We start from the raw sequence: 18629 nt of genomic DNA, 5'->3' as shown, positions 1-18629 counted from the left end.
GACATGCGATTCGGGCTTTTTCGCAGCAAACATTACACCGAGGTCGGCGGGACAGAGGGGGGTGGGGAGGATCGCCGCGTTGGTCATGATTGTGAATGCTTCAAGCGGCGTTTCTCCGCCACCACCGCCAACCCGTCGACCGGTTCGCGGCGATCCTGCCGGATAATCGTTGCCTGCAGCGACAGGATCGAAAAGCCGTTGGCGTCCAGAACCCCCTCTACATAGCTTTGCGAATGCGCGTAGCGGCGCGACGGTTGCAAGGCGAAATCGCCGCTGCCGGACGAGTCCCCGCCAAGGAGCGTCTCGACGGAGAACGCAAACAGACCGCCACCGGCAAGCATTCCGGCAATCTTGGTCACCACCTTTTCGAGTGCGCCGACATAGATGAACACATCGGCCGCCGTCACCAGGTCGGCTTTCGGGCCGGAATAGCAAAACTCCTGCAGGTCCGTCTTGACAAGCAGATCGTAGATGCCTTTGGCGCGCGCCTGCCTCAGCATGCCGACCGAGATATCGTAACCCTCCAGCCGATCGGCGACCGGCCGCAGCTTCTGGCCCATGAGGCCGGTGCCGCAGCCGAGATCGAGCGCCAGCGAAAACCGGTCCGGCCGTGCTGCCCGGATGGTGCGGTCGAGGCATTCGGGCAGACGGTAGCCTAGCCTGTCGACCAGCTCACCCTCGAAGCTTCCGGCATAGTGGTCGTAGAGCGTCTCGACAAACGCGCTGGGCGGCGCCGGGGCGGCCGCTGCCCTGCCGATCAATTGCAGCTTGAGCACCGCGCCGAGCCTGTCCGCCGGGTCCAGCCGCAGCACTGTCGTCCAGGCCTGGGCGGCGAGATCGGGCGCGCCCGCCGCCTCCTGCATCTCGCCGAGACGGAACCAGCCGGCCGCCCATTGCGGCGCCAGTTCGAGCGCGCCGAGCAGCAATTCCGCCGCCGCCGCATGATCGCCGGATGCATAGAGCATTTCGGCATAGTCGGCGCGGCGGTCGGCGATCGGATCGCCGGACGAGGTCTGGAGCGGTTTCATCCTGATCAGGTTCCGCCGGGTGTGTGCAGCCGGCTTGCGCTCTATGCTTGAGTCAGCAGTGACTTACAACAGGCTTCCCGCGCCGGAATTAGCGCCTATCTTGGGGCCATGCGCGCCAGCGACCTGCTTCATCCTCGGCCGGAAGGGCTGTATTGCCCGCCCTGCGATTTCTTCATCGACCCGGTGCGGCCGGTCAACCGGGCGCTGATCACACATGGCCATTCCGACCATGCCCGCTCCGGCCACCGCTCGGTGATGGCGACACAGCAGACGCTCGACATCATGGCGCTGCGCTACGGCGACGGTTTTGCCGGCACGACGCAAGCCGCCGTGCTTGGCGAGACTATTGCGCTTGGCGGTGTCACCGTCAGCTTTCATCCGGCCGGTCATGTACTGGGCTCGGCGCAGATCAAGGTGGCGCATCAGGGCACATGCATCGTCGCATCGGGCGACTATAAACGCCAGAAGGATGCGACCTGCGAGCCGTTCGAGCCGCTCAAATGCGACGTCTTCATCACCGAGGCGACGTTCGGCCTGCCGGTGTTCCGCCATCCGCCCGATAGCGAAGAGATCGCGCGGCTGCTGAAATCGACCGAGCAGTTTCCCGAGCGCACGCATCTGGTCGGCGCCTATGCGCTGGGCAAGGCGCAGCGCGTCATGCGGCTGCTGCGCGTTGCCGGCTACGAAAAGCCGATCTACATCCATGGCGCGCTGGCCAAGCTCAGCGAGTACTACCAGAGCCAGAATATCGATCTCGGCACATTGGAACCGGCGACCGTCGAGACCGGCGCGAAAAGCGATTTCGCCGGCGTCATCGTCATCGGCCCGCCATCAGCCTTCGCTGATCGCTGGGCGCGGCGTTTTCCCGATCCGATGTCGTGCTTCGCCTCAGGCTGGATGCGCATTCGCCAGCGCGCCAAGCAGGGCGGCGTCGAGCTGCCGCTGATCATCTCGGATCACTCCGACTGGGATGAGCTGACGGCGACGATCAAGGAGACCGGCGCCGAGGAAATCTGGGTGACGCATGGTCGCGAGGAGGCGCTGGTGCGCTGGTGCGAGCTCGAAGGCATCGCCGCCAGGCCGCTGCATCTGGTCGGCTATGAGGACGAGGGCGATTGAGAATGCGAGGTTCGATGGTCACCTGGGCAGAGCTCTACGGCGCCCCCCTCTGTCCTGCCGGACATCTCCTCCACTTGGGGGGAGATTGGATGTCGCGCCGGCTTTCGCCAACCACTAACGTTGCAGGACGGGTGGCAAGGATGAAACTGCCAATCTCCTCCCTCGTGGGGGAGATGTCCGGCGGGACAGAGGGGGGCGCGGAGGATCGCAAGCTTCCCTCCTTGGCGCTCCGCCCATGAACCGCTTCGCCGAGCTTCTCGACCGGCTGGTGCTGACGCCGTCGCGCAACGGCAAGCTGACGCTTTTGACCGATTATTTCCGCAGCGTCGAGGACCCGGATCGCGGGCTGGCGCTGGCGGCCATCACCGGCGATCTGTCCATCGCCGCGGTCAAGCCGGCGATGCTGCGCACGCTGGTCGTCGAGCGCATGGATCCGGTGCTGTTCGGCTATTCCTACGACTATGTCGGCGACCTGGCCGAGACCGTGTCGCTGGTCTGGCCGCAAGCGCCGGTCGACATTGCGAACCACGCGCCGACGCTGGCCGAGGTGGTGGCGAAGCTGCAGGCGGCGAGCCGTTCCGACGGGCCGCAGGTGCTGGCCCGGCTGCTCGACCGCGCCAGCACGTCTGCGCGCTTTGCCATCATAAAGCTGGTCACCGGCGGCCTGCGCATCGGCGTCTCGGCGCGGCTGGCCAAGCAGGCGCTGGCCGATTTCGGCAAGGTCGACATCGCCGAGATCGAGGAACTCTGGCACGGGCTGACGCCGCCCTATACGGCGCTGTTCGCCTGGTTGGAGGGCAAGGGGGAAAAACCCAGGAAGACGGCGCTGGCGCTGTTCAGGCCGGTAATGCTGTCGAATGCCGTCGGCGACGGCGACCTCGAAAAGCTGGACCCGGCCGACTACGCGGCCGAATGGAAATGGGACGGCATCCGCGTCCAGGCGGTTTGCGAAGGCGGTATTCGCCGGCTCTATTCGCGCACCGGTGACGATGTCTCCGGGGCCTTTCCGGATCTTGCCGAGGCGATGGATTTTTCAGGGGCCCTCGACGGCGAGCTTCTGGTCGGTGACCCCAGGCAGGCGACGGGCACGTTTTCGGACCTGCAGCAGCGGCTGAACCGCAAGAGCGTGTCACCCAAGATCCAGCAGCAATACCCGGCCTTCATGCGCTGCTACGATGCGCTGCAGATTGGTGACGAGGATGTGCGCGGACTTCCCTTCCGCGAACGGCGCGGCCGGCTCGAGGCCTTCGTCAGGACACTCGATCCGAGCCGCTTTGATCTGTCGCCGCTGGTCGAATTCACCAACTGGCAGGCGCTGGAGGAGTTGCGCCGCAAGCCGCTGCATCCGGTCATCGAAGGCGTCATGCTGAAGCGCTGGGATTCGCCCTATGTGGCCGGGCGGCCGAAGGGCCCGTGGTTCAAATGGAAGCGCGATCCGCACACCGTCGACGCGGTGCTGATGTATGCCCAGCGCGGTCATGGCAAGCGCTCGAGCTTCTATTCCGATTACACATTCGGCGTCTGGTCCGGGCCGGAAGGATCGGAGGAGCTCGTGCCGGTGGGAAAAGCCTATTTCGGCTTCACCGACGAGGAACTGAGACAGATCGACAAATATGTCCGCGACAACACGATCGAGCGCTTTGGCCCGGTGCGCTCGGTACGGGCCGACCGCAGGAACGGGCTGGTGCTCGAGGTGGCGTTCGAAGGGCTCAACCGCTCGACGCGGCACAAATCCGGCGTCGCCATGCGCTTCCCGCGCATTTCACGGCTGCGCTGGGACAAGCCGGCAGCCGAAGCCGACCGCATCGAGACGCTGCAGGCGCTGCTCGACGCTTAGGGAACGACTGAAACGCGGATCTCGTAGATGTCGACCGACTTGCCCTGCTTGTCGAAGTCGGAATTGATGGCGATGGTGCCGGCAGCGCCCGGATGCTTGTCGGGAAAACGCACGTCGAACAGATATTCATTGCGCTCGCGACCGACGCCATAGCGCTTGCGGCCGCAGTCGCCGAGCTCGCCGAAATTGCAGTCGACGGAAATCTGCGTCTCCTGCCCCTCCTCGGAGCGTGCGATGATGTCGAATGTGGCTTGCTTGCCGGCGAGTTTTTCCAGCACGCCCTGCCCGACGTCGAAGCTGATGGCCGAACCGGAGGCTCCCGAACGGATGCGCAGGAAGGAACCGCTTTCGTCCTGGATAACGTCGGCCTTGGCGTCCGACGGTGCATTGACCTGCGTCGGGTCACCCGGCGAAAAGACGTTGATCCAGTCGCGCGCCTGGTCCTGCTCGCCCTGCTTCGGCGGCGAAGCGGTGGCGTCCGGCGTGAAATCATCGCCATCGACCGTTGGCGGGGCTTCCGGCGGCGCCGTATCGAGCTCGGTCGCCGATTTGAAGACGCCGGTCTGGTTGGCGAAATAAAGGCCGATGCCGGCGGCGGCGAGCAGCGTCACACCGAAGAAGATCGCGGTCAAAGGCAGGCGCCGCCGCCTCGCCCGCCGGTCGTCGCGGTCGGGCGTCACTTCCGCGTCGTCGATTTCGGCTTCGGTCGGAGCCGAGGCCCCCATGTCGATCACCGGCGCCTCGGGAACAGGCGCATCGGGCATGATATCGGGGACAACCGGCAAGACGCGCGACCGGGGCGCATCGGATTCGGACGGCTGCGCCGGACCGTCAACCACCACGTCGGGCGACGGCGTGGGCTCGGCTTCGGCTTCAGCGTCGGTTTCAGCCGGAGGCTCCACCGCCGGTGCAGCCTCCAAACTGTTGGCGGGCGCGGCAATGTCGGCAACCGCCGGCAGGAATTCCGATTCGATTTCGGTGATCTTCGCCTGGACCGCCTTGCGGCGCTTGATGGCGACTTCCACCGTGACGTTTGGATTGGCCTGCAGGGCGCGGTCGAGTGCCGCGAAAGCCGATCGATAGACCCGCTCGCGAAACGCCCGGTCGTCGGCATTGCCTTTCTCGAAGGCATTGCGGATCGCTTTTTCGATCGCGTCCAAGCGAATTCCCTCTGCAATTTCACTCACATTGTCATGATCGTTAGCCGCAGGCGACCAATCAATCAACAAGCGAGCGGCCGCATTCTGTCTTGCCGACGGGTACAAACCCGATTTCGGTGGTTTTCGGTAAAGGAATCAACATTTTTCGCTGATTTTCCCGTCACCGCGCCAACGTGGCGGTCGCGCGGCCCACCGAGGCGGCATCGCACGGCCTATGGCGGATCGGATCAGCGGCTGCGCTTGCGCCCAAACGGAGGCGGCACGAATTGCCTCGTCCTGAATTCGCGGCTGCCATCTTGAATTCGCTGCCGGTTGCGTCTATCACGCAGCCCATCTTGGAAGCTCGGCTTCCCGGGCCGCTTTAGCTCAGTTGGTAGAGCACATCATTCGTAATGATGGGGTCGCGTGTTCGAGTCACGCAAGCGGCACCAAATTTTCGCGGTAAAACCAAGGGTTTATATCCAACCATCCGGCGGTTCGAGTTGGAGACATCGCTTTTCGCCAAGCCTTTGTCTCCACGTTGTCTCCAGAAAAATGCGGGCTGCCGGATACGGATGGCGAACTGCGGCGGCGTTCCTGGCCTCGACGCTCCGCGCCAACCGCGATTCGGCGTGGGCGAAGCGGCCGATGGCGTACACTGGCCGAAGACGACGGCGGCGCTCGTCAGTCCCGTGCCGGAGCGGATCTAGAATCCGCGGTCCTGACGGATTTGTCGGCTCGAGCCGACCGCCAGCACCATCCCCTTCAGACTACGAATCTGGGGTCAGGAGTTCGAATCTCTTCGGGCGCGCCATTCTAACTAGCTGAAATTCATGATCTATCTGGCAGCCAGCACTGCCTCGTCCCGGCTTAATTTTCGAAATTAAGCCGGTTTTGGAGACCTGGCGGCATTCGGCGCCGAAATCGTGCTTCTGCGGGAATGGGAGGGCGAGCGATGAAAAGCATCCCAATTGCCAGAACCGATCGTTCATGCCCTAGGGGGTTAGTTTCTTCGCCCGTGAGGTCTGCCTGTGCGTGAGTGAAAAGTCCACTGCTGATCGAGAGAACCGCGCCGGCTACAGTCCAGGAAAGGACACGACCGAGGCGACCCTGCCCACCGGCACAACAAGCCGCAGGCATTCACAGGGGTAGTATCAAGATCGCGCCGGCTCAAGGACCATGGCTTGGAGACTAGAACGGCTACGCCGACGAGCCGGTCTACAAACACCGGTGCTGGACCGGCCACGCGTGTACCAGCGCGACTCTCTCGGAGGCGGCTACTACGGAGACAACTACGACGACAGCCTGCAATAAGAGTGTCTTTTGCCGCCGACCTTGCACGAGGTAAGAGGCAATACCGGGCACAGTCGCGCCAACCATCCGCGCGATGGCTCCGGCCAAGCGCGTCACAACCACGAGCACTGCCTGCTGTGCAACACCGTTACGGCCGGCTGCCCTACATATGACCTGTCGCTGTTGTTGTCGGCCACTCTCCAAGAATTACTCACACCGGTCCCCGCGCCGGCGATCGGTCCGCCCCGCCATGAAGCGGCTTGAGGCGGGCCGCCGGCTCTTCCTTCGATCTAGCTCAACGCCGAGCCCTGTTCGGGCGGTATCGATCCGCTTGGCTGCGTTACCGCCAGTAATAACCGGTGCCGCGCCTATAATACTTGTTGTAGTAGCCCCGGTGGTAATAGCCGTTCCCGTAGTGGCGGTTGCCGTAGTAGCGGTTGCCGTAGTGCCGGCGGTAAACACGCGGCCGATAGATCGGTTCGTCGTAGTAGCCGGGATCATCGTAGTATGAGCCCGGATAATAGCCGTCATAGCCGCCATAGTAGCCGAGCGGCACGCCGAGGCCGAGACCCAAGGCAAAGCCCGGACCCCAACCTCCCCATCCACCACCCCAGCCTCCGTGTCGCCAGCCACGACCCCAGCCTCCTCCGTGACGACCGCCCCAGCCACCATGCCAGTGGCGCCCGCCGACGCTGAGCACACACGAGTGGCTCGGTCCGCAACTGGAACCGTTGAGAGCACTGTCAGCGAGGCCCGGTTGGTTGATCGGACCAACTGGCGCCGCAGTGGATGCAGCGGGCAGCGAACAAACTGCTGTGAGCGCGATCATGCCTGAGCGCGCGAATGATGAGATCGTAGAAAACATTTCAGCACTCCTCGACAATGCCCCCGGCCCTGGGGATGTCCTTGCCGAAACTACTCAGTTTCCGGGTGTGCCAGCTGTACGACAAGGTCGTAATTGCGATGGGAAACAAGTATCAGATTTTAGAGATATACACCAGAACTTCCCTAAGGCAGATGATCGGTAGCTTTGACTTGGAAGACCCGCTGTTGGGACAGAAGGCCACACGCACGGATTGGCAATACGTCGGGGTCGCGTGAGCGGTAGCCCGTCATGGGCGTCCGCGTTTGTAATGGGCATGCCAGCAAATATGATTCACTCAAGCCTATACGGAGATCCATCTTGGCGACCGTCGACACATACATGCCGTTGAACATGCTGAAGGGATTTGACTTCAGCACTCTCGGGACCGGAACCGGTTTCATGAACATTCAGGATGGGGCCGGTTACCTCGGCACCTACCATTCCGGAAGCGACATCGCTGACGTCGTCTTCGGTCATGATTTTGAGCTCGACAGCGGGGGCCTGCTCGTCAGTCTCGCAGGTACTATTACCGAATATAGAGTGGATGACGGCACATACGGCAATCTGGTCGACATATCCGGTATCAGCGTGTCGTTCAACAGCATCTGGACCGCGGCACTAACCCCCTCACTTGCCGACGACATTGTCGTCGTCAGAGCCGCTCTCGCGGGCAACGACACAATCTACGGAAGCTACTATGCCGACGTGCTCGACGGGTTCGATGGCAGCGATGCGATCTACGGCTACGCCGGCAACGATACTATTTACGGCGAAACGGGCAGTGACTATCTCAGCGGTATGGACGGCAACGACTACCTCAACGGCGGTGAGGGGGCAGACACGCTGATCGGCGGTTTGGGCAACGATACCTATGCATTAGAGAACGGCACTGATGCGGTTTCGGACAACGGCGGCATCGACACGATTACTTGGATGATCAACCGCAACCTGGGCGGCTATGCGGCTATCGAGAACCTCACGTTAGTCAGCGTCGCCATCGCTACCACCGGCACCGGCAATGCGCTGAACAACGTGATCATCGGCAATAATTTCGCCAATGCGCTGTCGGGCGGAATCGGCAACGACAGCCTGATTGGCGGCGGCGGGCAATGATGTCCTCTACGGCGGCGCCGGCAAAGACACCCTAACCGGCAGCGCTGGCTACGACTACTTCGTCTTCAACACCGCCATCAACGCATCTGCCAACGTCGACCGGATCACCGACTTCAATGTCGCGCAGGACAGAGTCCGACCCGAAAATGCGGTAATGCCAGGCCTCGGCTCGCATCTAGGCACGCTGTCTTCCGCGGCGTTCTGGAAGAGCACGACAGGGCTCGCCCATGATGGCAACGACCGCATCGTCTACGAGACAGACACTGGTTGGCTGAACTACGATAGTAACGGCAGCGCCGCCGGCGGTGCAGTTCACATCGCCCAGTTGACCCCAATGTTGGCGCTCACCCACGCCGACTTCATCGTGATCTAGGTGCTGCATGCACACGAAGATTGGCGCCGAGCTGCCAAAAGCCCATACTGTCCGCTAGCCGCGCTGCCGGTGGACGATCGTGACTGAAACAAATGAAACAGTCGCCCGAAGACTAGCTGCGGTCCCGACCGCAGCGGGGTTGGCCACGCGCCTCGCGGTGGCCGAGCTCACCCGTCGCGGCGTCGAGCCCCGCAGCCTCCTCGCCGGTGCCGGGCTCTCGCCCGTCGTCCTCGATCACGGCGGTCGGATCGATGCCAGGTCCCAAGTCGAATTCCTCGAGCTAGCCTCTCGCGCCCTCGGGGACGATTTCCTTGGGCTGACGCTCGCCCAGCAATTCGATCTGCGTCAGCTCGGCATGCTCTACTATGTCGCCGCCTCCTCGCATTGCCTCGGCGATGCGCTGCGCCGCCTCGAACGGTATGCTCAGGTGGCGAACGAAGCGTTGATCGCAAAGCTGCACAAGGGCATTCCGTTGCGTCTCGAGCTATCCCGCCGCGGCACCTGGATCGTCATCAGATGGAGTGCTTCGCACTGACTTTCGTCCGGCTTTGCCGGCAACTTGTCGGTCAAAGGATATCGCCGCTCGTCGTCAACTTCGTCCACCAGCGGTCGAGGGCTTCGCGCCGTGCGCAAGACATGTTCTGCTGTGAAGTCAATTTCGGCGCCGGCTCGGACGATCTGAGCTTCGATCCGGCGCTGCTGAACCGCCCGCTGGTATCCGATGATCCATTCCTGAATCGCCTGATGGTTGAGAATTGCGAGCAGGCGATGGCGATCCGCCCCACCAACGTGAGCGCTTTCCGGACAGCGGTCGAAAGCGCCATCGCGCCCCTCCTACCGCACGCCGAAGCGGATGCGAAGAACGTGGCGAGGCGCCTCGGCTTGAGCGAGCGGACCTTCGCACGCCGACTTGCTTCCGAGGGGCTCAAGTTTGGAACTATCATGGATGAGCTTCGGCGGGATCTCGCTGTTCGCTACCTGCAGGAGCCTGATCTGCAAATCTCGCAAATCGCATGGCTACTGGGCTTCCATCAACCAAGTGCGCTCAGTCACGCGTGCCGTCGATGGACCGGCACGAGCCCACTCCAGTTCCGGGAGAGGCCTCGCTCGACGGCTCTGCCCTGGTCCAAGCGCGCAAGTGTCGGCCGCGACAAACGCGTTCGCCATTACCCCATGGCGGACGTCGCTGCTGACCATGAGCTCCTCTTGCAATTTCCGGCCCGTTAAGCACGCCGGACAATTGAACGCTCCTCGACCTCGTGGCCACCGCATATCTGTGGTTAGCTGCGCGCTGCAGCGCTTAGCTACAGGGCTGCGTTCCGGTGGCCGGCATGCTCGAAGTCGTGCAGACGCTCTCCCACTCCAACTTATTCTTACTCGCCTTCTCGGCGCTGCTCTTTGATATACCGCGTTACACCCTGTCCCTGGTCTCGCTGGCCCTGTTCGGTGCGTGGGGAAAGGCTCGGCATAGACCGATCCATGGCGGCCAGCTGTCGGTAAGCGTGATCGTCCCGACATTCAACGGCGGGCGCGGTCTCCATCCCACGATTGCCTCGTTGCATCGCCAGACCCAGCGGCCGGTCCAGATCATCATCGTCGACGATGGTTCGACGGATGATACCCGCGCGACAGCCGAGCGAGCTCGCGCTCTCGGCCAGGTCAACATCGTGATTTGTCATGGCACCCGCTGCGGGCGTAGCGCTGCAATCAACGCTGCGGCGAGATTTGCGGGCGGCGACTTGCTCATGACGGTCGATGCAGACACTGTGTTCGAGCCGACAGCCGTCGCGCGGCTCGCCTCTGTCTTCGAGGACCCGCGCGTGGCTGGCGCGAGCTGCAACATTGCCATCATGAACGATCGCGACTCGCTTTGGACCGGCCTGCAGAGCGTCGAGTATCTGATGTCGATCAGCGCCGGACGCTCAGTGCTCGACATCGTCGGGGGCATCGCTTGTCTTTCCGGAGCCTGCTCCGCCTACAGGCGCGACGTATTTCTGCAGCAGGGCGGGCTCGACACAGGACCCGGCGAGGATCTGGAATTCACGCTGAGGCTGCGGCGTCTAGGCCACGTAGTCCGATTCGTTCCCGACGCTTGGGCGGAAACGCTTGGGCCTGTAGGTGGCGTGAGCCTGCTGCGCCAACGCGCCAGGTGGGATCGTGATGCATTGCGGGTCCGTCTCCTGATGTATGGCGAGCTCAGCTTGTTCCAGAGCCGCGAGCGTCTGCGCGATACGCTGCAGCGGCTGGATTTCATCATCTCCGACCTCGTCCCGACGCTCAGCCTTCCGTTCTATCTGGCCTATGTCGTGCTGATGTTCGGCGGCGACGCATTCTGGTTTCTGCTTGCAGTCTACCTTCTGCTGCTATGGATATCATTTTTCAACATGGCGCTGGCCTTCCTCATGTTCGGCCGATCCACCAGCCTGTTTGCACTCTCGTTGTCGCTGCTCTTTCCGCTGCACCAAGGCGTCTACCTCAAGTGTGCGCGATTCTTCTCATATTCGTCTGAAATCCTCTTCGCCACCTCGCGGCGTGACGATTTGTGCCGCCTCGCGTCCGGCGCGCCCTGTTGGGAGATCCCGTCTGAAAGGTACGTCATGAACGTTACGATCAACCGTCTCGATCCGAACGTGCCTGATCCGATAGAGAGCCGGCGGCGCGCCGCGGGACGACTGGTCCGCTTTGCGTATGGTACCACGGTGTTCGGTGTGCTGGCGTTCTTTGTCGTCTATTTCGGCGCGCCGTTCGTGTTCCTCAGCGGACCTGGCACTGTAACAGCTCCCCGCTACGTGGTCTCGCTACCCCACATCGTGCAGGTCCAAACGATGAGCGTGGCGCCCGGCGCAACGGTCAAGGCTGGCCAAGAGATCGGCACGGTCAACTCGCCACAGATCGACGCATACTCGCGACCTACATGAACTCCCTGGCGGACATCGCGGTCCGCCGGGCCGAACTGCGCGTCAAACTACGGGTGGCGCAGGAGTCGCTCGCGTCCACCCGCTCGTATTTGGATCTCACCCAGCAGACCATCACACAAATCGAAAAGACCTCGGCCGCCAGCCTGACCTTTCGCGTCGAAATGTATCGCGAGCGAGCTCAGGCCCTCGGGACCCTTGTCACGCACGAAGCCGAAATTTCGGAGTCCACTGTACAGCTCGCCGACCTGGACAACATCAGCCAGCAGGTTCGCGGCCACACGGACGCCATTGATCGCAGCTTCGCGGGCGGCAAAGTCTTTGCGCCAATTGCCGGGGTGGTCTCGACCAATGTCGCCTATCCCGGCCAATCCCTGGTGGCCGGCGCGCCAATCGCCGAGATTCTCGATACGACCGACATCTTCGTCGACTGGCGCATTCCCAATGAACGGCTGATCAATCCCCGGGTGGACGATCAGGCCATGGTGTTGTTCGGCAACCGACGAATCCCGGGCACGATAGTCGACATCCTGCCGGTGTCCGACGTCTATGCCGGCCGGCAGCCGCAGTTCGGGCGGGACCGCCAGGCCACGCAGATCGCCCGCATCCGCTTCAATGCGGGCGCGGCGCTGCCTGCGCCTAATTCAACAGTGTACGTGCATATGTACTATACACGCTTCACTGCACGCTTCGCGGAGTGGCTGATATGGCTGTTCGGACTCGACTGAGCCGAGCGATGCGCGATGCAGATTGAAGCCGACCAGCTTGCATGCCCAGCCTGCAGCGGCCGCCTCGAATTCTTTCCGGTGTTCCATCACATGATGTGCGCATATGTCGGCCTCGAATATGACTTTGCCCCCGATAGCCAACGGATACGACTGCCCAAAATGCCGGCGCTCCATCATGTCGGGAGATCAAGCCTGCGAGATCACCGCAACGAGCGCACGGTGCAGCCAATGTCATCACGAGATGGTGGTCTCGCCGCCAGGCAGGGCGCAGTTGTGATTCAGTACTCAATCCGAGGCTGCCTAGGCTGCAAGGGTCAGGCTGCAGAGCGCCCGCCTCCGCTGGACTCAGCGTTCGTCACGTAATCCCGGACCGCACCCTGGGCGTTGAAGAACAGCCTATCGGGCCCCAGCCGATCGGCCAGACCTGCGGCACGGACGTATTCGAGCACGGTGGGATTCAAACCAGCCAGCCACAGCGTGATGCCCTGCCCGGCCATGCGACGCTCGCCCTCGGTGAGCATCTGGAGCGCCGAATACTCGATGTCGAAGACGCGGCTCATGTCGAGCAGGAGGATGCGGGGATTGTGGGTGGCAACCAGTTCCCGCATCTGGTCCGCGACCTGCTGCGCGTTGACGAAGAACAGCCTCCCCTCCGGGCGCAAGACAAGCAAGCCCTCGAACGTCTCGTCGTCCGGGTGCTCGGCCGATACCGCACGGAGCACGTCGGTACCCCGTTTGCGCCCGACGACATAAACCTTTGGGTTCGCCGCCTGGCTAGCCAAGCTAATCAGGGAGAGGACAATCGCCACGACAATTCCCTGCAGGGTACCGAATACAAGCACGCCAATGAAAGCCGCCAGCGCCCAGCGAAACTCCATCCGGCGGATATTGCGGATCGAGGCGAATTCCGCAGGCTCGATCAATCCCATCGAATAGACAATCACGATCGCCGCAAGCACGGCCTGGGGCAACAATCCGAGCAGCGGAGCGAGCGCGAGCATCGTGGCCGCCGAAGCAAGGGCGGTGACCAACGACGCTTTCTGGGTCCTCCCTCCGACGGCGCGGACGACGGCCGTTTGCGAGGTGCCGCCGCCGGCAGGCATGGCGCCGAAAAATGCGCCCGCCAGGTTGGCGGCGCCGATTGCAAGAAGCTCGCGATTGGCCTTGATCGGCGGGTCCGTGCGAGCCGCAAAAGCGCGGCCGGCCGCGATCGTTTCGGTGAAGCTCATCAACGCGATACCAAGCGCGCCCGGCAAGAGTTGCCAGACAAGGGCCGGGGTGGGAATGGTGATCGCGGGCAACGACTGGGGGATGAACCCCACTGTTGCGACACCCGCTGCGTCTAGACCGAACAACCACGAGAGCCCGATTCCTGCGCCGACCGCTGCCAGAGGAGCAGGCGAATGCGGCCAGAGCCGCTCCATCGCCAGCAACGCGATCAACGCCGCGACGGCAATAGCCAGGGTAAGAAAGGATGTCTCGGGCAGGTGATGCACCAAACTCAGGAGGTCGCGGAAGAACCCTTCCTTCGAGATGTGAACGCCGAGCAGCTTGGGCACCTGATCGAGCACGATGACCAGCCCGATGCCAGCCTTGAAGCCGGTCAGGACGGGCGATGAGATGAAATTGGCAACGAACCCGAAGCGAAGCACGGAGGCCGCGACAAGCAGACTACCGGTGAGCGCGGTGAGCGTGGCAACCGCGGTGATCAGCTTTGCCGGATCGCCATCAGGGACAACAAGCCCGAGCTCTGTTCCGGCGAGGATGGCGAGGGTGGTGGTCGAGCTGACGCTCAGCACGCGCGAGCTCCCGAGCAGCGCATAGATCAGCATCGGAACGAAGGCCGTGTAGAGTCCCACGCTGACCGAAAGCCCGGCAACCGTCGCATAGGCCATCGCCTTGGGCAGGACGACGGCGGCAGCCGTCAGGCCCGCGATGAGGTCAGGCCGAAAGCCTGCGGCAGACCAGCCGGCACCCGGACCGTCGCTGTTAGCGGGCTCTAGCTCATTGGCCATCAGACGGCCCTCCGCATCCCCCTCTGCCCGTCCTCCATGGAGCGGCGCCATCACGCCGATGAGCCCTGGCCATCATGCTGTACATCGCAAGCGGTCGCGCCGGCGTTGATCAATAAAGGAGGAGGACCTTGCGTGACCTTCCATCCCAACGGGCTGTCCGAAGGAGCGTAGCTTGTAGCCTAGCAATACTGAACGTTCCCCGACATTGGCCGCAGGGACAATAATCGCACAGTGCGCCTCAGTTCGTGATTATCAATGCATATCCCCGCGGCATGTCCGGCAGGGTTCTTCGACGGCATCCTGGCCTTTGCTACATCAACTAAAACACGCAGATGCCATGATGGCCCGGAGTACAATTGCCCGGGTCCACGCAGCCGTTACGATATCGCCGCCGTGACCTGCGGAAGGGTGGTACTGAGCGTGGCACCGGCGACCTCGATCGCAACGGCGTCGTCCCCGACAAGGATGCGCCGATCGTCGTCGCGATAGCGCGGTTGGTTGTGCTATTAGCGTGGAAGAAGGCGGCTGGCGGCGACGGAATGACCTTGTGCTTCCCTGCATCCGACCGACTCGCAGGAGCGGACCGCAAAGGTAGCGAGTCGGGAGGAGTGCACATGACGTCATCTCACCAGGACCTTGGCCGAATAACCCTCACGGTGCTGTTCATCGGCGGACTCCTGATCGCCAGCTTCTGGGTGATGCAGCCTTTTCTGCCGGCAGTGTTGTGGGCAGCCACGTTGGTCCTGGCGACGTGGCCATTGATGCTTTGGGTACAGCGCCACACCGGCAACCGCCGCGGTGTTGCCGTGCTGCTGATGACGTTGACGATCCTGCTAGTTCTGCTCATTCCGCTTTGGCTGGCTATCAGCACGGTCGTCACCAATATCGACATCATCAGCGGCCTGGTGAGCTCAGCGCTATCCATGCGCGTTCCGCCGCCGCCCGACTGGGTCGCCCAGATTCCCCTCCTCGGTGAAACTATTGCCAAGGCGTGGCAAAAGCTGACGTCGGCCGGCGTGCAGCAGCTGGCACCCAAGCTCGCGCCATACGCCGGAACGCTGACACAATGGCTGGCATCCGCGGCCGGGAGCGTTGGCGGCATGTTCCTTCAATTCCTGCTCACGACCGCGATTGCAGCGGTCATGTATGCCGGCGGGGAAGGAGCGGCCGCCTATCTCGTGCTGTTTGGCCGACGGCTCGGCGGCGACCGCGGAGAAAGGTCCATCTATCTGGCCGGCCAGGCGATCCGGAGCGTGGCGCTCGGAGTCGTGGTGACAGCCTTGGCGCAGAGCGTCATCGCGGGTATCGGCCTTGCGGTGGTCGGCCTACCGTTCGCGGCCTTGCTGACGGCGCTGATGTTCGTCCTGTGCCTGATCCAGTTGGGCCCTGGCCTGGTTCTCGTTCCAGCCGTGATCTGGATGTACTATTCCAACGATATGCTGTGGGGAACAGTGTTGCTGGTTTTCGCCATAGTCGCGATGACCGTGGACCAATTCATCCGGCCTGTGCTGATACGAAAGGGCGCCGATCTGCCCCTACTGCTCATACTCGGTGGAGTGGTGGGCGGTTTGGTCGCGTTCGGGGTCTTGGGCATCTTCATCGGCCCGACCGTGCTCGCTGTCACATACACGCTGCTCAACGCCTGGATGGCCGAGGATACCAGCGCCGAGATATCCTCGAGCGAGGAGAACTCGCCCGCGACTCAGTGGATCCAACCCGACAGATCGGCGGCGGCATCCTAGTCTAAGTCTAGGAGTGGCGGCTGGGCGCCGCCCAGCCGGCCTATGCTAACGGACGCAAAGTACGTGATAAGTGCCGTCGATTGCCTCGGCACCCTCCGTCACATGCCCGAACCCGGGAAACTGTTTATCCCACGCTGCCAGGCCGCGCATATAGCCGCTTTGCGGCCCGTCATCGTCACCGAAGTTCTCCCCTGACATCAGAATGGGGATACCCGGCGGATAAGGCATGACGCCGTTCGCTGCCGTCCGATGTGCCAGAGCCTCGACTGGGACGTGCTCGATCTCGTTTGCAACGATGCGGGCGTACGCCTCTCGTGGAGTCATATCCGGGACCGGCAGGGTTGCGAATGCACGGTTCAAGAGTTCCCCGGGGGGATTGAGCCTGATGTATTCGAGCATCTCGTCGCCAAGGTCGCGCAACCCGATTTTTCGGTACCTTTCAGGATGCTGAGCGGCAAGCTCAGGCAGCACATCTGCAACCCTGTTGTTCGCGTCGTAGTGGCGTTTGAAGGAAAGCAGATTCATTATGAGGGTGCCCCACTTGCCCTTGGTGATTCCAATGGAGAAGAGAAACATTATCTGGAAGTCGGTAACACGCGTGGGGACAATACCGAAACGCGTGAAAAAGGCGTTCACCAAGGCGGCGGGCACGCCGGTTTTTTCAACCTGACCGTCTTCGCCCATTCCGGGCGCGAGGATGCTCACCTTGACCGGATCGAGCATACACCAGTTCGGCGCCATGCCCTCGAAGCCATGCCAGCTATCGTCGGGATGCATGACCCAAGGATCCTGCTGCGTGCAAAGCATCTCAGCAGGAGCGTCCTCGAAGGCGATCTTGCGGCCCGTCTTTGGATCCGGGACCGTTTCCGCGTTCCAGGGCTTGAAGTACCAATCGTTCTTCTCCTGAAACCGCCTGCGGATGCGCCCAACCGTCTGCCGGAAGTCGACTGCCTCGCGGATCACTTCCTGTGTGAGAGAATAGCCCGACCGACCGTCCATCATCGCCGAAGCTATGTCGTTCGACGCCACGATCGGGTAGAGGGGCGACGTGGTCGTATGCATCATGTAGGCTTGATTGAACCGTTGATGGTCGATAGCACCGCGACCATCCCGAATGTGGATGTACGAGGCCTGTGACAGGGCTGCCAATAGTTTGTGCGTGGAGTGGGTGGCGAAGATGGCGGAGCCCTTGTGCGTCGCAGGATCACCCCGCATCGCGAAATGGCCCTCATACATCGGATTGAAGCGGGCATACCCGTACCACGCTTCATCGAAATGAATGCGGTCACAGCTCTTTTCGAGCAACTCCTGCGCGGCCGTGGCATTGTAGCAGAGACCGTCATACGTGCAGTTGGTTATTACGGAATAGGCAGGCTTGCGCATGGTCAACCCGCGCATGAGCGGACTGGATTCCACCTTGGCCTTAAGAGACTCGGGTTCGAGTTCCGATGGGAGAATAGGGCCGATGATGCCGTGGTGGTTGCGTGTCGGGACCAGGTAGACGGGACGGGAACCCGTCAGGATGAGGCCTTGCTCTATCGACTTGTGGCAGTTCCTGTCGAGGACCACCAGATCGCCCTCATTCGCACAGGCTTGCATGATGGTCCGGTTGGAGCCTGAGGTCCCGACGACACCGGCGTAACTGCGATGTGCACCAAAGACCCGAGCCGCGTATTGCTCGCTTTGCAATACGGGTCCGGTATGGTCGAGCAGAGACCCGAGTTGACCTCGTTCGATACCCATGTCGGTGCGGAAGAGATTTTCCCCGTAGAAATCAAAGAATGCCCGGCCGGCGGAATCTTGGTGAATGCCACCCCGCCCTGATGGCCGGGGGCCGACCAGGAATGCTCGCGGACGCGCGAATAGTCGGCAAGCGCTTTCGCATAAGGAGGAAGCACGGATGCGCGATAGCGCCCGATCGCAGCGAGGATGCGGCCTGCCAGAAAGTCCGGGGTATCTTCCAGAATCCGCACGAACTCATCCATCATTTCGGCGACTTCGATCGTGATTGTCTGTGTGGCGGTGCTGCGTTCTGCCGAGAGAAACACCGGTACCTCGCCGTGGCGTTCGCGCAGCTTCTCCAGCAGTTCCGTCGCCTGGAGATGCGAACCGTCGTCGTTATCGCCAAGGTCCCAGTCCAACAGCACGGCCTGAATCGATGCGTCGGCGACGACGACAGCCAGCCCGTCTTGCAGCGAGTATGCCCGCGCGACGTCGACGCCTCGCTCCTCGAGCACGCGTGACAGGTTTTCGGTAGCCCGGCCGAGGCTGGTCTCGAGCTTGCCGAGATCATTATCGATTATGAGAGCGCGTGCTCGGAACGGCATGGCGCCTTAGTTGATCATTGCCGTATCCTTCCATGCAACGAGCCGACCCGACGTGTTCCTGGTAGGACAATGCTGCGACGTCGACGCGGAGCGGGTCGATACCGACATGGCCTCATGCGGAGCGGCTCTTGGATT

14 protein-coding genes, 1 tRNA gene and 2 pseudogenes are annotated in these 18629 nt (G+C 62.3%); 11 read left to right on the top strand and 6 right to left on the bottom strand.

The genetic code is table 11. From position 1 onward, the window contains the following. Positions 1-83: 83 nt before the first annotated feature. Positions 84-1028, bottom strand: coding sequence for a methyltransferase domain-containing protein (locus tag AC0L2P_RS03375; RefSeq protein ID WP_473499838.1), 945 nt, complete (start codon positions 1026-1028; stop codon positions 84-86). A gap of 108 nt (positions 1029-1136) precedes the next feature. Here AC0L2P_RS03375 and AC0L2P_RS03370 point away from each other — a divergent pair, with 108 nt between their 5' ends. Both AC0L2P_RS03370 and AC0L2P_RS03365 read left to right on the top strand, forming a co-directional pair. Then, complete coding sequence (locus AC0L2P_RS03370; RefSeq protein WP_473499837.1) at positions 1137-2147, top strand: ligase-associated DNA damage response exonuclease; 1011 nt, start codon at positions 1137-1139, stop codon at positions 2145-2147. 235 nt (positions 2148-2382) lie between these two features. Next, on the top strand, positions 2383-3984 hold the full coding sequence (locus AC0L2P_RS03365; RefSeq protein ID WP_473499836.1) for a cisplatin damage response ATP-dependent DNA ligase: 1602 nt from the start codon (positions 2383-2385) through the stop codon (positions 3982-3984). On the opposite strand, the gene AC0L2P_RS03360 is transcribed toward AC0L2P_RS03365, so the two are convergent. Beyond that, positions 3981-5144: a hypothetical protein gene (locus tag AC0L2P_RS03360; RefSeq protein WP_473499835.1), complete on the bottom strand. Its 1164-nt coding sequence runs from the start codon at positions 5142-5144 to the stop codon at positions 3981-3983. The two genes, AC0L2P_RS03365 and AC0L2P_RS03360, sit on opposite strands and share 4 nt — an antisense overlap. 355 nt (positions 5145-5499) lie before the next feature. Between AC0L2P_RS03360 and AC0L2P_RS03355 the strand changes: the two genes are divergently transcribed. Continuing rightward, positions 5500-5575, top strand: a tRNA-Thr gene (locus tag AC0L2P_RS03355). 871 nt (positions 5576-6446) lie between these two features. Then, positions 6447-6680: a DUF2946 family protein gene (locus tag AC0L2P_RS03350; RefSeq protein ID WP_473499833.1), complete on the top strand. Its 234-nt coding sequence runs from the start codon at positions 6447-6449 to the stop codon at positions 6678-6680. Between the two features lie 76 nt (positions 6681-6756). Here the strand turns inward: AC0L2P_RS03350 and AC0L2P_RS03345 are convergent, their stop codons facing one another. Continuing rightward, positions 6757-6990, bottom strand: coding sequence for a hypothetical protein (locus tag AC0L2P_RS03345; RefSeq protein ID WP_473499832.1), 234 nt, complete (start codon positions 6988-6990; stop codon positions 6757-6759). A gap of 609 nt (positions 6991-7599) precedes the next feature. On the opposite strand from AC0L2P_RS03345, the gene AC0L2P_RS03340 reads away from it, so the two are divergent. From AC0L2P_RS03340 to AC0L2P_RS03315, 6 genes and pseudogenes are all read left to right on the top strand, one after another. Next, a complete protein-coding gene (locus AC0L2P_RS03340) occupies positions 7600-8394 on the top strand; it encodes a calcium-binding protein (RefSeq protein ID WP_473499831.1) in 795 nt (264 codons plus the stop codon). After that, positions 8375-8767, top strand: a complete 393-nt coding sequence (locus AC0L2P_RS03335) for a hypothetical protein (RefSeq protein WP_473499830.1) — start codon at positions 8375-8377, stop codon at positions 8765-8767. Before AC0L2P_RS03340 ends, AC0L2P_RS03335 begins: the two co-directional genes overlap by 20 nt. Positions 8768-8846: 79 nt before the next feature. Continuing rightward, a pseudogene (locus AC0L2P_RS03330) lies at positions 8847-9421 on the top strand (AraC family transcriptional regulator ligand-binding domain-containing protein); the annotation flags it as partial. Continuing rightward, positions 9404-9994, top strand: a complete 591-nt coding sequence (locus tag AC0L2P_RS03325) for a helix-turn-helix transcriptional regulator (RefSeq protein ID WP_473499977.1) — start codon at positions 9404-9406, stop codon at positions 9992-9994. The pseudogene AC0L2P_RS03330 and the gene AC0L2P_RS03325, both read left to right, overlap by 18 nt. A gap of 104 nt (positions 9995-10098) precedes the next feature. Next, positions 10099-11685, top strand: a complete 1587-nt coding sequence (locus tag AC0L2P_RS03320) for a glycosyltransferase family 2 protein (RefSeq protein ID WP_473499829.1) — start codon at positions 10099-10101, stop codon at positions 11683-11685. After that, positions 11682-12410 (top strand): HlyD family secretion protein, encoded by a 729-nt coding sequence (locus AC0L2P_RS03315; protein WP_473499828.1) that lies wholly within the window; start codon positions 11682-11684, stop codon positions 12408-12410. Before AC0L2P_RS03320 ends, AC0L2P_RS03315 begins: the two co-directional genes overlap by 4 nt. A 314-nt stretch (positions 12411-12724) precedes the next feature. Here the strand turns inward: AC0L2P_RS03315 and AC0L2P_RS03310 are convergent, their stop codons facing one another. Continuing rightward, complete coding sequence (locus AC0L2P_RS03310) at positions 12725-14425, bottom strand: SulP family inorganic anion transporter (protein WP_473499827.1); 1701 nt, start codon at positions 14423-14425, stop codon at positions 12725-12727. Between the two features lie 356 nt (positions 14426-14781). Between AC0L2P_RS03310 and ydiK the strand changes: the two genes are divergently transcribed. Continuing rightward, positions 14782-16167 (top strand): AI-2E family transporter YdiK, encoded by a 1386-nt coding sequence (ydiK, locus tag AC0L2P_RS03305; RefSeq protein ID WP_473499826.1) that lies wholly within the window; start codon positions 14782-14784, stop codon positions 16165-16167. Positions 16168-16212: 45 nt separating this feature from the next. Here the strand turns inward: ydiK and AC0L2P_RS03300 are convergent, their stop codons facing one another. Continuing rightward, the gene (locus AC0L2P_RS03300) at positions 16213-17976 is read right to left on the bottom strand and encodes an Orn/Lys/Arg family decarboxylase (RefSeq protein WP_473499976.1); all 1764 of its coding nucleotides are present in this window, start codon (positions 17974-17976) and stop codon (positions 16213-16215) included. A 110-nt stretch (positions 17977-18086) separates the two neighbouring features. Then, positions 18087-18494 (bottom strand): annotated as a pseudogene (locus AC0L2P_RS03295) (Orn/Lys/Arg decarboxylase N-terminal domain-containing protein); the annotation flags it as partial. Positions 18495-18629 lie beyond the last annotated feature (135 nt).

This window comes from Mesorhizobium sp. WSM4836, from assembly GCF_055811815.1.
This window is presented reverse-complemented; position numbering and strand designations above follow the sequence as displayed.